The sequence below is a fragment of the Candidatus Palibaumannia cicadellinicola genome, from assembly GCF_000754265.1.
In the GTDB taxonomy this organism is placed as follows: domain Bacteria; phylum Pseudomonadota; class Gammaproteobacteria; order Enterobacterales; family Enterobacteriaceae; genus Baumannia; species Baumannia cicadellinicola_B.
In genome coordinates this window covers 679,288-693,003 of the sequence record NZ_CP008985.1, presented here as the reverse complement: position 1 = coordinate 693,003, position 13,716 = coordinate 679,288, and the positions used below count along the sequence as shown (strand labels likewise).

General features: G+C 40.4%; 11 protein-coding genes, 1 tRNA gene and 1 other RNA gene. 6 read left to right on the top strand and 7 right to left on the bottom strand.

Annotated elements, in window-relative coordinates; translation table 11 throughout:
• Positions 1-21: 21 nt before the first annotated feature.
• Both tgt and queA read right to left on the bottom strand, forming a co-directional pair.
• The gene (gene tgt / locus IM45_RS03285) at positions 22-1,134 is read right to left on the bottom strand and encodes a tRNA guanosine(34) transglycosylase Tgt (RefSeq protein WP_038499273.1); all 1,113 of its coding nucleotides are present in this window, start codon (positions 1,132-1,134) and stop codon (positions 22-24) included.
• 51 nt (positions 1,135-1,185) lie between these two features.
• Positions 1,186-2,247, bottom strand: a complete 1,062-nt coding sequence (gene queA / locus IM45_RS03280) for a tRNA preQ1(34) S-adenosylmethionine ribosyltransferase-isomerase QueA (RefSeq protein WP_038499270.1) — start codon at positions 2,245-2,247, stop codon at positions 1,186-1,188.
• Between the two features lie 163 nt (positions 2,248-2,410).
• On the opposite strand from queA, the gene IM45_RS03275 reads away from it, so the two are divergent.
• Positions 2,411-3,013, top strand: coding sequence for a peroxiredoxin C (locus IM45_RS03275; RefSeq protein WP_038499267.1), 603 nt, complete (start codon positions 2,411-2,413; stop codon positions 3,011-3,013).
• Between the two features lie 264 nt (positions 3,014-3,277).
• The gene (hha, locus tag IM45_RS03270; protein WP_038499263.1) at positions 3,278-3,481 is read left to right on the top strand and encodes a hemolysin expression modulator Hha; all 204 of its coding nucleotides are present in this window, start codon (positions 3,278-3,280) and stop codon (positions 3,479-3,481) included.
• Positions 3,482-3,507: 26 nt separating this feature from the next.
• Here hha and ffs read toward each other — a convergent pair.
• The 3 genes from ffs to aspA form a co-directional block, all read right to left on the bottom strand.
• Positions 3,508-3,604: signal recognition particle sRNA small type (ffs, locus tag IM45_RS03710), an RNA gene on the bottom strand.
• A 117-nt stretch (positions 3,605-3,721) separates the two neighbouring features.
• Positions 3,722-3,794 (bottom strand) — tRNA-Phe (locus IM45_RS03265).
• Positions 3,795-3,906: 112 nt separating this feature from the next.
• The gene (gene aspA / locus IM45_RS03260) at positions 3,907-5,325 is read right to left on the bottom strand and encodes an aspartate ammonia-lyase (protein ID WP_038499670.1); all 1,419 of its coding nucleotides are present in this window, start codon (positions 5,323-5,325) and stop codon (positions 3,907-3,909) included.
• A 486-nt stretch (positions 5,326-5,811) separates the two neighbouring features.
• Here aspA and IM45_RS03255 point away from each other — a divergent pair, with 486 nt between their 5' ends.
• The 3 genes from IM45_RS03255 (at position 5,812) to efp (ending at position 8,516) form a co-directional block, all read left to right on the top strand.
• Positions 5,812-6,105 carry a co-chaperone GroES gene (locus IM45_RS03255; protein ID WP_038499259.1) on the top strand — a complete coding sequence of 98 codons (294 nt, stop codon included), beginning with the start codon at positions 5,812-5,814 and terminating at the stop codon, positions 6,103-6,105.
• Between the two features lie 71 nt (positions 6,106-6,176).
• Positions 6,177-7,820 carry a chaperonin GroEL gene (gene groL, locus IM45_RS03250; RefSeq protein ID WP_038499256.1) on the top strand — a complete coding sequence of 548 codons (1,644 nt, stop codon included), beginning with the start codon at positions 6,177-6,179 and terminating at the stop codon, positions 7,818-7,820.
• 129 nt (positions 7,821-7,949) lie between these two features.
• Positions 7,950-8,516 (top strand): elongation factor P, encoded by a 567-nt coding sequence (gene efp, locus IM45_RS03245; RefSeq protein ID WP_038499253.1) that lies wholly within the window; start codon positions 7,950-7,952, stop codon positions 8,514-8,516.
• Positions 8,517-8,548: 32 nt separating this feature from the next.
• Here the strand turns inward: efp and mscM are convergent, their stop codons facing one another.
• Positions 8,549-11,836 carry a miniconductance mechanosensitive channel MscM gene (gene mscM, locus IM45_RS03240; protein ID WP_420021797.1) on the bottom strand — a complete coding sequence of 1,096 codons (3,288 nt, stop codon included), beginning with the start codon at positions 11,834-11,836 and terminating at the stop codon, positions 8,549-8,551.
• Positions 11,837-11,882: 46 nt separating this feature from the next.
• Positions 11,883-12,767, bottom strand: a complete 885-nt coding sequence (gene asd / locus IM45_RS03235) for an archaetidylserine decarboxylase (RefSeq protein WP_038499247.1) — start codon at positions 12,765-12,767, stop codon at positions 11,883-11,885.
• A gap of 375 nt (positions 12,768-13,142) precedes the next feature.
• Here asd and orn point away from each other — a divergent pair, with 375 nt between their 5' ends.
• Positions 13,143-13,697, top strand: a complete 555-nt coding sequence (orn, locus tag IM45_RS03230; RefSeq protein ID WP_038499667.1) for an oligoribonuclease — start codon at positions 13,143-13,145, stop codon at positions 13,695-13,697.
• Positions 13,698-13,716 lie beyond the last annotated feature (19 nt).

The window sequence follows — 13,716 nt, the reverse complement described above, 5'->3', positions numbered from 1 at the left end:
TTTTATTACCTCATTAGTAATTTAAGAAACACTATTTATTTTTTTATTATAAAATTCTTCAATAAATTTGTGTGATTTGCCTGTATCGATAGCCTGGCGTAAACCAGCCATCAAACGTTGGTAATAACGTAAATTGTGAATGGTATTAAGACGAGCACCTAGTATTTCGTTGCAACGGTAAAGATGATGTAAATATGCACGACTATAATTGCAACAGGTATAACAATCACACTCCATATCTAGCGATGCAACATCATTTTTATACTTAGCATTACGGATTTTTACTATCCCATTCGTCACAAAAAGATGACCATTACGTGCATTACGGGTAGGTATTACGCAATCGAAAATATCGATACCACGGCGCCATCCTTCCACTAAATCTTCTGGTTTACCTACTCCCATTAAATAGCGTGGTTTATCTTCTGGTATTTGTGGACAAATATGTGCCAGAATATGGTACATATTCTCTTTTGGTTCACCCACTGACAAACCGCCCAAAGCGTAGCCATCAAATCCAATATCTATCAATCTATTGACAGAAATATCTCGTAAATCTTGATAAATTCCGCCGTGAATAATACCAAATAACGCATTGTTATTATTTAGCTCATCAAAACGTTTGCGACTACGTTCCGACCAGCGTAGAGACATCTCCATGGAGTTTTTAGCGTAATCCCATTTTACTGGATAAGGTGTACATTCATCGAAAATCATGACGATATCAGAACCTAGGTCGTACTGAATTTCCATAGATTTTTCCGGACTTAGGAAAATTGCGGCGCCATTAATAGGATTACGAAAATGAACTCCTTCCTCGGTAATTTTCCGAAGATTCCCCATACTAAAGACTTGAAAACCTCCTGAATCGGTGAGGATCGGTCCGTACCAATGCATGAAATGGTGCAAATCACCGTGCAACTTCATAACTTCCTGCCCCGGGCGCAACCACAGGTGAAAGGTATTACACAGCAGAATTTGCGCGCCGGTTTCTTTGACTTCCTCTGGTGTCATACTTTTGACGGTACCATAGGTACCTACCGGCATAAAAGCCGGCGTTTCTACTACACCGCGATCAAATACCATACGCCCGCGCCGCGCGCTGCCATGATTTTTCAGTAATTGATATTTCATAAATCCTCCAACATCAAAGATATGAGATATTATTAGATAACAAATTTTCTATCATTGGTCACAGGCAGAGGGATTACGAGTGATGAACATAGCATCCCCATAACTAAAAAAACGATACGCTAGATTAATAGCCTGCCGGTAGGCAGCAAAGGTATGGTGGTAACCTGCGAAGGCAGAGACTAGCATAATGGGAGTGGATTTAGGGAAATGAAAATTAGTAATTAGCGCGTCAATAATACGAAAGTGATAGCCAGGATAAATAAAAATACTGGTATCACCTAAAAAAGGTGCTATGATGGCATTTGCGCCATTCGACACTATCGCGCTTTCTAGTGAGCGTACCGAGGTCGTACCTACAGCTACAACCCGATTGCCGCGTGCTTTACAGGCAAGTACAGCATCTACTACAGTACGCGATACTTCAGTATACTCTGAGTGCATTTGATGTTGTTTTAAATTTTCAACTCGTATGGGCTGAAGTGTACCAGCGCCAACGTGTAGAGTAAGAAAAACCATGTCAACTCCTTTTGCGCGGAGAGCGGATAAGAGCTGCTCATCAAAGTGGAGACCAGCTGTAGGAGCTGCAATAGCGCCGGGACGTTTACTATAGACAGTCTGATATAGCTCGCGGTCCGTGGCGTCATCAGGACGATCTATATAGGGGGGTAGCGGGATGTGACCGGCATCATTCAGCAAGGTAAGCACATCACGTTGGTCATCGAATATTAGCTCAAACAGCACATTATGGCGTGCCACAATGGTTGCATAAATACTCTCATCGTCACCTAATAGTAGCAATGTTCCTACTTTTGGTGTTTTGGAAGTACGGACATAAGCAAATACTCGCTTATTATCCAGCACTCGTTCTACCAAAACTTCGACTTTACCTCCACTAATTTTGCGACCGAACAACCTAGCGGGAATCACACGAGTGTTATTAAATACCAGTAGGTCGCCGATGAATAAGAGATCGATAATATCAGTAAAAACTTGGTGCTTCACAGTCCCGCTAGGACCATCCAGCGACAGCAAACGGCAAGCACTACGTTCTTGCTGCGGATGACGAGCAATTAAATGTTTTGGCAAATCAAAAGAAAAGTCGGCAACACGCATTCTGATCTACTTATGCATAGCATCATAACTAATTATGGAAATTAATAGATTAAACCATAAGTTCCGTTGAACCACCAGCTAGCAACCACTAGCTTTATTCTTTTACGTTATCGTCTTATAATGCCATGTTATGTTAATATTTATTATATTTATAGGAGAATATATGGTATTAGTAACTCGTGAAGCACCTGATTTTACAGCCGCTGCGGTATTAGGCAGCGGTAAAATCGTCAACAACTTCAATCTTAAAAGCTACATCCAAGGTAAACCGGCTATTGTTTTTTTCTGGCCGATGGATTTTACTTTTGTTTGCCCATCTGAGTTAATTGCTTTTGATAAACGCTATGCTGATTTCCAGAAACGTGGTGTTAACATTATTGGTGTTTCATTAGACTCTGAGTTCGTGCACAACGCTTGGCGCTTAGTTGAAACTAATAAAGGTGGCATTAGTAAAGTACAATACCCTATGGTTGCTGACATTAAACGTGAAATAATCAAAGCCTACGGTATCGAACATCCATACGCTGGGGTTGCCTTACGCGGTTCTTTTTTAATCGATAAAGAGGGTATCGTACGCCACCAGGTAGTCAATGACCTGCCACTTGGCAGAAATATCGATGAAATAATACGTATGGTTGACGCTCTGCAGTTCCACGAAGAGCACGGAGAAGTCTGCCCAGCTCAATGGCAGAAAGGTGAGGATGGTATGAAAGCCTCTCCGGAAGGTGTTGCTCAATATCTTTCTAAACACTTAACAACACTGTAGTTGTAGTCTCTGTTACCTCTTGATGTATTATTTTTAACCTGCACTCAACCCTATAATGTTGGGTTTGCAGGTTGTTTTTTCTAGTATAATAGCACGCTAACCAACATGTTCATCATTACCTGCCAAGCAAAAATAATATATATATTTTATTTCAAAAAAAATCATGGTGATATAGGGACTATAAACCCTAATTTAGTTCAGGTTTTTAACCTGTTGAGATAAGCAATGTCTTTTCTCTACGGTATCAAATGTCACAAGGTAAAAATGACCAAAATTGATTATTTAATGCGCTTAAGAAAATGCAGAACAATAGAAACGCTTGAGCGCGTGATTGAAAAAAATAAATATGCACTATCTAATGATGAATTAGAAATATTCAACTCAGCTGCAGACCATCGTCTAGCAGAGCTAACTATGAATAAATTATACGATAAAGTGCCAATTTTCGTTTGGAAAAATATACGATAAATTATTTATTTTTATTAGTAGGAAGCCCAGCTAACGACATCCCGGCACATACGTAACTTGCGACGACTGCTTCCTTCCGGACCTGACCGATTTAACAAGTAAGCATTGTGCGGGAGCACTAAAAGGACCTCCATTGATTACCCGTGTTCACTACAGGCTTTTTTGTATTATTAATGATTGCTTGGTGAAATGCAACCACCTTAGGTTAGACATGGCTTTTTATATTATTAGCCTGAATTATGCCCGGACTCGGAATTGAACCAAGGACACGGGGATTTTCAATCCCCTGCTCTACCAACTGAGCTATCCGGGCAGAGGAGGCATATATATTAGATACCATTAGCGCTATTTAGTCAATATTTAGTCAATAAGTTTATCGAATAATATGGTAACGCAAATTAATTAAATAATATTTGGGTTATTTGTTAGTAGCGCCGTCCCTGATATCTCGGACGCATTAAATTGTGTAGAGAAAAAATATCATCTAATTGCATCTCTGTTAAAAGACCGAGCTCTAACACAACTTCACGTACGCTCTTGCCGGTTTCAAAACAAATTTTACCTACTATATCGCCATTATGATGGCCAATAAAAGGATTAAGATAGGTTATAATGCCAATTGAGTTAAAAACATATTGTTCACAGATAGAATGGTTAGCACTAATACCTCCTATGCACTTATCTTGCAAATTGTAGCAAGCATTCGTGAGAAGATAAATCGATTCAAACATTGCTTGACTAATGACAGGTTCCATGACATTTAACTGCAGCTGGCCTGCCTCCGCCGCCATGGTAATGCAAGTATCATTACCAATAACCTTAAAACATACTTGATTCACTACCTCAGGAATTACTGGATTAACTTTAGCGGGCATAATCGATGAACCTGCCTGTAGTTGCGGGAGGTTAATTTCATTTAGGCCTGTTCGTGGCCCTGAAGAAAGTAAGCGTAAATCATTACAAATCTTTGATAGTTTTACCGCAAGACGTTTCAGCGCACTATGTACCATAACATAGGCGCCGCAGTCTGAAGTTGCTTCGATCAAATCTTCCGCGGGAAAACAGGGTAAACCACTTATCTTCGCTAATTTGTCTACCACGATAGCCTGATAACCCTCCGGTGTATTGATACGGGTACCGATAGCAGTAGCACCTAAATTAACTTCTAACAGTAGCTCAGCGCTGCGCAATAGATTCTTATTCTCTTCCTTAAGCAGGACGTTGAACGCATGAAATTCTTGACCTAGCGTCATTGGCACTGCATCTTGTAATTGCGTTCGTCCCATTTTTAGTGTAGTTGCAAAAGCCTGAGCTTTTTGTTCAAAGCCGGTACCTAGATGATTAACACCTTCTATTAGCTGCTCGATAGCGTTGTATACTGCTAATCTCAAACCGGTAGGGTAAGAGTCGTTGGTAGACTGAGATAAATTGAGATGATCGTTAGGACTAAGAAATTGGTATTCTCCTTTTTTATGTCCCATTAATTCTAAACCAATGTTAGCTAGCACTTCATTAATATTCATATTAATAGAGGTGCCTGCTCCACCCTGAAAAACATCAACTGGAAACTGATCCATACAGCGGCCTTTGACCAGCATCTCATCACAAGCACGAGTAATAATATCAGCAATACCCGATGGCATAGTTTTTAATTCCTTATTAGCAAAAGCTGCTGCTTTTTTAACCATCACCATACTGCGCACTAATATAGGTATATCGCTTATACGTACGGTACTAATATAAAAATTTTCGCTAGCACGTAAGGTATGAATACCATAATAGGCAGCAGCAGGAACTTCACGGGTACCAAGTAGATCTTCTTCTATACGGATCGTATTTGCTATTGCCATGTCACTTCCTTAATTTATAAAATAATTCATTTAAATATTTTTTGTTATAATTAATAAATTACTACATGTAATATGTAATGCCTTATGAACATGACAAATATATTATGAACCTAAAACTTAAGGTTAAGGAAGGAGAGTGTAGCCTCGCTAAATAGGAAAGTAGTGGCTATTATGATTATTTTTGGGAGTTAAATTGATTTACTAATATTGTCATCCAAATCTAAATTTAGGCTTAATTGTCGTTACTAAACAAAACATCATGAAAATGATAGTAAGCACTTATATTTTAGTGATAAATTTTATTTCAATATCGTAATTATTTTGACTAAAAATTACGCAAAATAAAAAAAATTATTTTTTTACCCTTGAAGCGTTCTTTAACGCCCCCATCATTAACGCATGAAGGTGGCATAATTAAATGCCCAACATTCATCCATCCTATACAAAATTGACCTGAATTTTCTTTAAGGGGAGCTATCAATGAAAATTCGTCCATTACACGATCGTGTTATCGTAAAGCGTAAAGAAGTTGAATCTAAATCAGCAGGTGGCATTATGCTGACAGGTTCTGCAGCAGGCAAATCTACCCGTGGAGAAGTACTGGCAGTGGGTCGTGGCCGTAGCCTAGAAAATGGTGAAGTGAAAGCGTTAGATGTGAAAGTTGGCGACACCATAATTTTTAATGACGGATATGGCGTGAAGGTAGAAAAAATAGATAATGATGAGGTGTTAATCATGTCTGAAAGCGACATTTTGGCCATTGTTGAAAAGTAATCCACGCGTAATTATGTTAACTAAATAAGTTTGCTGAATTATGTTAACTAAACAAGTTTAAGGAAAATAAAATGGCAGCTAAAGAAGTAAAATTCGGTAACGAAGCTCGCGTCAAAATGCTTAGAGGTGTAAACGTTCTAGCTGATGCAGTAAAAGTTACTCTAGGTCCTAGAGGTCGTAATGTGGTGTTAGACAAGTCTTTTGGCGCTCCTGTCATCACTAAAGACGGTGTTTCTGTTGCACGTGAAATAGAATTAGAAGATAAATTCGAAAATATGGGTGCGCAGATGGTGAAAGAGGTAGCTTCAAAAGCTAATGATGCTGCAGGTGATGGTACTACTACCGCAACAGTACTAGCGCAGTCTATAGTTAACGAAGGGCTAAAAGCAGTGGCCGCTGGTATGAATCCAATGGATCTGAAACGTGGTATCGATAAAGCGGTTATTGGTGCTGTTGAAGAATTGAAAAAACTATCGGTACCTTGTGCAGATTCCAAAGCTATTGCTCAAGTTGGAACTATATCCGCCAACTCTGATGAAAAAGTTGGTACTCTGATCGCTGAAGCGATGGAAAAAGTAGGTAAAAAAGGCGTTATCACTGTTGAAGAAGGTTCTGGTTTACAAGACGAACTGGATGTAGTTGAAGGTATGCAGTTTGACCGTGGCTACTTATCTCCTTATTTCATCAATAAGCAAGAAACCGGGACCGTAGAATTAGAAAATCCGTTCATCTTACTAGCTGATAAAAAAATATCCAATATCCGAGAAATGCTTCCGTTATTAGAGGCTGTGGCTAAAGCAAGCAAACCACTTTTAGTGATAGCTGAAGATGTAGAAGGCGAAGCTCTAGCTACTTTAGTGGTTAATACCATGCGTGGTATCGTAAAAGTCGCAGCAGTAAAAGCACCTGGCTTTGGTGATCGCCGTAAAGCAATGCTGCAAGATATTGCTGTTCTTACAGCTGGTACCGTAATCTCCGAAGAAATCGGTCTAGAACTTGAAAAAGCTACCCTAGAAGATATGGGACAGGCTAAACGGATTGTTATTACGAAAGATACTACGATTATTATCGATGGAGTAGGCGATAAAGCAGTAATTGATAGCCGTGTGACACAGATAAATCAACAGCGTGAAGAAGCTACTTCTGATTACGATCGTGAAAAACTACAGGAACGTGTAGCTAAATTAGCTGGTGGCGTTGCAGTTATTAAAGTTGGTGCAGCCACTGAAGTTGAAATGAAAGAGAAGAAAGCCCGCGTAGAAGATGCTCTACACTCTACTCGTGCTGCAGTAGAAGAAGGTGTTGTTGCAGGCGGTGGCGTAGCGCTCATTCGCGCGGCTAACGGTATTACTGAACTACGTGGCGACAATGAAGATCAAAACGTTGGCATAAAAGTAGCACGACGTGCTATGGAAGCTCCGCTACGTCAGATCGTGGCTAATGCTGGTGAAGAACCATCAGTTATTGCCAACAACGTCAAAGCAAGTGAAGGTAATATGGGTTATAATGCAGCGACAGAAAAGTACGGTAATATGATTGATATGGGTATACTAGATCCAACTAAAGTTACTCGTTCTGCACTACAGTATGCTGCTTCAATTGCTGGTCTTATGATCACTACAGAATGTATGGTCACAGATCTTCCCAAAGAAGAAAAGCCTGATATGGGCGCCTCGAGTGGCGGTGGTATGGGCGGTATGGGCGGCATGATGTAAGTTGCCCATAAAAAAGTAATAAATCAACAAGCGACTAATCGCGTTAATCCCCCAGCTGAGTATTAGCTGGGGTTTTTTATCTTATATCCTTCTATCCTTCATACATTATTGCAGCAATATCAAATAGATATGACGTCTTATAATACTAACGAATTCCGTTCTGGTCTTAAAATCATGTTAGATGGCGAACCCTGTGCGATTATCGATCATGAGTTTGTTAAACCAGGTAAAGGACAGGCATTCAACCGAGTACGTCTACGTCAGCTTATTTCGGATAAGGTGCTCGAAAAAACTTTTAAGTCTGGTGATTCTGTTGAAGCAGCTGATGTAATAGATCTCCACCTTAATTATCTATATAAGGACAGTTATTTATGGTATTTTATAAATAATAATAACTTTGAACAACTAGCTGCGGATGCGAAAGCTGTTGGCGACCATGCTAAATGGTTAGTCAAACAAGCAGCTTGTGTACTCACCCTATGGAACGGTCAGCCTATTATCGTAACCCCACCAAAATTTGTTGAATTAGAAGTTATTTCTACCAATCCTGGTATCAAAGGTGATACCGTTAGTACTAGCTATAAACCAGCGACCTTAACTACTGGAGCAATCGTGAAAGTTCCTTTATTTATCCAGAACGGTGAAATAATTAAAGTAGACACCCGCTCTAGTGAGTATGTATCTAGAGTTAAATAAAATTACATATCACTCTTAAGTTTAGTTTTGGTTTAATACACTGACTTATCGATGCGGAACTGATCTGTACGCCACTGAAACGGTGGAAATGGTAATTCTAGCTCATGTTCTCGGTATTCGTTGATAATCTGTGTATGTACCTGATGGCGTAAAGGCATGCGGTGACCCATTTCAGCAACGTGCATACGTAATTCAAAAAGTGGTAAACCCTGCTGCAAATCTACTAGATACGCTTCCGGTGCAGGAATTTCTAATACTAGCGGACAGCGACGTGCAGCCTGTACTAAAATATGGGTTACCTGTTCGATGTTCGCGCCAGGTGGTGCGGGAACATTTAAAACGACACGCGTTACCGTATCAGACAGTGACCAATTGACAAACTGTTCGGTAATAAATGCTTTGTTGGGCATGATTATTTCTTTACGATCCCAGTCGGTAATCGTTGTAGCTCTAGTATTAATACGGGTGATATTCCCAGTCAGGTTACGGATAGTAACGGTATCACTGATCCTAATTGGTTTTTCGAATAAGATAATTAGGCCAGAGATAAAGTTAGCGAAAATTTCTTGTAAACCAAACCCTAATCCCACACCTAACGCCGCTACTAACCATTGTAACTTCGACCAATCGATGCCTATGAAAGAAAATCCAATGAGCCCTCCTAAAAGCATCAGACTGTATTTAGTAAGTGTCGTAATAGCATACCCAGTACCAGGTGTGAGATTTAAATGTTGCAATAGCGCTAATTCCAGTAGTGCAGGTAGGTTGCGCACCAGCTGTGTTGTTATGAGGAAAACTACAATAGCAACTAATACTGCGCCTAGCGTAATAGGCTGAATGATATCTACGCCCTGGAGAGTAGATGTGACATCCCATAATTTTATTTTCTCTAAAAAGCCAAATGCTGAGTAAATATCCGACCACAGCAGGATAATCGATAAGATAGCAATGAGGGTGATAATAGATCGTACCAATTGCAGCGACTGAGCGCTCATAGTATCGAGATCTAGTACCTTTTCATCGACTTCTGCAGCTGCCTCATTTAATTGTAACTGAGATAAATGCTCTTCATTACGTGCACGCTGAGCTAAAATTTCTGCACGGCGCTGTTTGGCGCGCTCGAAAGCGATACGCCGGCGCTGGATCAACATCCAGCGCCGGATTATATAATAAATAATCAGCAGCAAGAACCATATAGCAACTGATGTTTCTAACCTCGATAGCAATGCTTGGGCTGTTGCGAGATGACCAAGGCAAGAAGCTATGGCTGCCACTACTGGTGCACAGATCAGAGTATTCCATAGAAAACGGTTTATAATATGATCGCTAGAACCATGTTGATCAAGATGTAACGGTAATCCAGCGCGTTTCAGACTCACAGTAACTAATCCCAAGCAGGTACATAACAATATAAAGCATAGCCTGCCTAGTGTGCCGGCAAACTCACGGTCGCGGTAAGTATCTAAGGCAATTAACACCATCATCAATGGTACAATAATACCGATAAAAAACGCATAATAGCGCTGCGCCCGCTTAACTTGTGGTGCTGGCCAGCCAAAGTGAACAATAAAAAGCCCTTGTTGTTTAGCGAAACAAGTGCTCACCATAAATATCCACAGTATTAAAACAGTAGCGCTTACACCTTCGCCAATCGCTACCGCCGCTGGATAAGGCCAAGCATGACGTAAACCGTAACCTAGAGCCGACCATAATACCGGTAGCGGTAAGGCGATCAGTAATGACCAGAACACTGTACGTAATGTTAGAGTGAAATGATCTTGATTAACTTTACCGACTCTACCGCTAGAACGTACGAGAAAAGTATGATAGTGCCGGCGTGAACTTAAGCTGAATCCGATCAGTACTAGAGCACCAAAAAGCTGAATCAAAGTTTCATGTCTAGTAAATATCATTTTAAGTGCACATAAAAGTTGATGGTAAGTATCTAACGTTAGGAGCATCTTTAGATCTTGACCAACAAGTAGAGGATAAGCAAAGGTAATAGGAGTTACATCAGCCACCCAGAAAAGATAGCTATGTGCTGTTTCTCTGAGCTCCTTCATCGCGTCTTCCAACTGGCTGTGAGCAACCTTCAGTTTAGTGAGCTCAAGTATTTCTGTGTCGCCTCCGGTTAGCAGTGCATTGAGTAGGTTACGTTGAGTTGTCAACTGGGCAGCTAAGATACGCTTTTGTGTTGGTTTGAGCGGCGAGCCGTCATCTTGTTTGCCTTGCACAAACTGTGGCAGTTGATTGATTAACTCTTCATACTGCAAGCGCTTAACTCGCCGCTGCGCCATCTGGCTATCCAGTTTCTGAGGTTTGGGTAGATCCGGTAAATTAGAAACTTGAGTACGTAAGGTCTCCCCAAGTATTGGTGATTCATTGAGCCACGGTTCCTGCTCGATTAATGCAGTTAGTGCCTGTCGTACTTTTTGAGTCTGTGATGCTACCTGGCGTTGCTGCGAAACAATCGTATCCATGCGTTGAGCCTGTTTATTCAGAGCAATAGATAGTTGGTGGTTAGTTTGTAACTGATCACTAATGAATTGAGGTAAAGTTTTACCTTTTTCTGCGATTATTTCAGTATGTTCAAGCGCTTGTTCTGCCTCCTGCTGGTATAGATTATTTAGCTGATTGCGTAACATTTGCAACTGTTGATCCATATGATCGTGACGTTTCTTTAATAGTTCTGCGCGAAGACGTGAAAGTTCCTGCCGATTATTGGCACTAAGTTGCGCTAGGTCTAATTCATCAACTTTTAACCTGCGCGCTATTTGTTCTGCCTGCAATGTGGTTGCTTGCGCCTGCTCTAGCGGTGTACATGGTGTTGGTAACGCCTGAAGTTGTTGCTCTACATCATTTAGCGCTCTACGCGCAACTGTTTGCTGCTGCGGTAAGAAGCCTAGTGAGTCGCTGATAGCGCGCGCTATTTCCTGCTCATGTTGCAATTGTCTCGTTAGATCAATAAATTTTCTGTTTACCTGTAGCAATTGCTGGTTTAGTTCTCTAGTAGAGATGTTGTGATGTAGTATTATCTGAGCTGATTGTTCCAATGCTTTGTGTTTTTTAGCACGTAACTGTCGCGTCAGAGCAGGAAAATCATCGATGACCTTCTGATATTCTTTAATTTTTGCGCTCGACGCTTTACTCTCTGCAACCGCGTTTAATGCTAACTGCAGAGCCTCAATTATAGCGGTATGATTCACAGTACTTTTATCATCAAGCTCCTGTTGTAGATCCTTTTGAATAGTATTCTCATCAGGTAGCTTAGCAGTTAATACTGGAGCGGTAACTAGCCATCCTAGTAGGAACATCATCATTAGACGCAAGGCTAAAACTCTCTTATTTTACCGTTTAAGGCAGAAGTTAGCTTACAGCTAGGACGATGCCATATGCTAACGGCTGTCCAACACGGGTAACATAACTCGCATGTAGGTGATCTACCAGCTGGACTCTACCGCTAGGGAACAAATTAATGACGGTAGAGCCAAGCTTAAAGCGGCCCATTTCTTGCCCTTTCAGTAATACGATGGCATCGTTTGCTACGACTTTTGGATAGTGCCAATATTTGATCATACCTGCTCGTGGTGGTGTTACAGTACCCGCCCAGACTGTTTCTATACTACCGACAATAGTTGCGCCAATAAGAATTTGTGCTATGGAGCCGAAATCAGTATCGAATAAACAAATGACTCGCTCGTTACGAGCAAATAGATTAGGAATCTTGGTAACCGTAGAAGGATTAACTGAAAATAGATCACCTGGTACATAGATCATGTTGCGCAATACGCCGTTACAAGGCATATGAATCCTGTGATAATCTTTAGGAGAAAGATAAGTGGTAGCAAAACTTCCATTACGAAAATCATTGATCATATGATCTTGACCAGCTAGTAGAGCTTCTAAGCTATAGTGATAACCTTTAGCTTGAAAAATCCACTCTCCTTTGATAGATCCTAATTGGGATATCATACCGTCAGCGGGCAGTACTAGTACCGAATGATCTGTATCGATCGGACGAGCGTATTTATTGAGCGCACGGATAAAAAATGTATTGAATGTAGAATAAGTAGCTATATCAGGCTGTAGCGCTTCTTGCATATTGACTTTATAGAAGCGTACGAATAGTGTAATCACTACGCTAGTTAGCCAGCCGCCCTGGAGTTCAGCACCCCAACCAGCTAGCTGGGTCAACCAATATTTAGGTAGATACAGTAGGTGTTGTAATGCTTTTATTATTCTATACAGCACAGGTACCTCTTATGACTAATTTAAAATTTGACAAACAACAGGTCATTTATTCTGGCTGTAGATGCCATAAAAATAATTTTTACTTCTTAGTTAATCTATGCATTGGTTACAATTGCTCAAATAATAAAGCTGTGCAATCTTATAATAGCTAGTTAAGGCTAGACTGAAGTTATTTTATTGAAGAGGAATCGTTTTCACTTTACTGGTATATGTTTGGCAATGGTATCGTGTACGCTAATTGAGTACTCGACGAACCTTTGAATAGTAATTTTTACTAACTAGCTTGTAGTGAATACATCGCTCGTAGCGATGAACATCGATATAATAGAAATATTATATCAGATCATCTATAAAATCTCTTGTGACAAACACATTATGCCGGTAAATGACAATAACTTAATATGGATAGATCTAGAAATGACTGGTCTTGATCCTACACATGATCGTATTATTGAAGTTGCTACATTAATCACTGATACTGATTTAAACGTCATAGCTGAAGGGCCAGTTTTAGCAGTTCATCAGTGTGAAGCTCAACTAACGTTAATGGATGAATGGAATACCCGTACCCATACTACTAGTGGATTAGTGGAAAGAGTTCGTAATAGTACGTTAAATGAAGAAACAGCAGTAGCACAAACGCTTACTTTTTTAAAGGAGTGGGTACCAGCTGGTAAATCGCCAATCTGTGGTAATAGTATTGGTCAAGATCGACGTTTTCTCTATCGTTACATGCCAGCACTAGAAGCTTATTTTCATTATCGGTACCTAGATGTCAGTACCTTAAAAGAACTTGCTCGCCGATGGCGTCCGGAAATTATGGTAGGTCTGAAGAAAAAAAACAGCCATAAGGCTCTGGATGATATTCGTGAGTCAGTGGCAGAATTAGTTTATTATCGCGCACATTTTATCCGTCTTGAGCCTAATTGATGATAACTCAATTAAACAG

Bases quoted from the DNA above. Each gene is read 5' to 3' on its own strand.
- tgt (WP_038499273.1), bottom strand. From the start codon at position 1,134: ATGAAATATCAATTACTGAAAAATCATGGCAGCGCGCGGCGCGGGCGT.
- queA (WP_038499270.1), bottom strand. From the start codon at position 2,247: ATGCGTGTTGCCGACTTTTCTTTTGATTTGCCAAAACATTTAATTGCT.
- IM45_RS03275 (WP_038499267.1), top strand. From the start codon at position 2,411: ATGGTATTAGTAACTCGTGAAGCACCTGATTTTACAGCCGCTGCGGTA.
- hha (WP_038499263.1), top strand. From the start codon at position 3,278: ATGACCAAAATTGATTATTTAATGCGCTTAAGAAAATGCAGAACAATA.
- IM45_RS03255 (WP_038499259.1), top strand. From the start codon at position 5,812: ATGAAAATTCGTCCATTACACGATCGTGTTATCGTAAAGCGTAAAGAA.
- groL (WP_038499256.1), top strand. From the start codon at position 6,177: ATGGCAGCTAAAGAAGTAAAATTCGGTAACGAAGCTCGCGTCAAAATG.
- efp (WP_038499253.1), top strand. From the start codon at position 7,950: ATGACGTCTTATAATACTAACGAATTCCGTTCTGGTCTTAAAATCATG.
- mscM (WP_420021797.1), bottom strand. From the start codon at position 11,836: ATGATGATGTTCCTACTAGGATGGCTAGTTACCGCTCCAGTATTAACT.
- orn (WP_038499667.1), top strand. From the start codon at position 13,143: ATGCCGGTAAATGACAATAACTTAATATGGATAGATCTAGAAATGACT.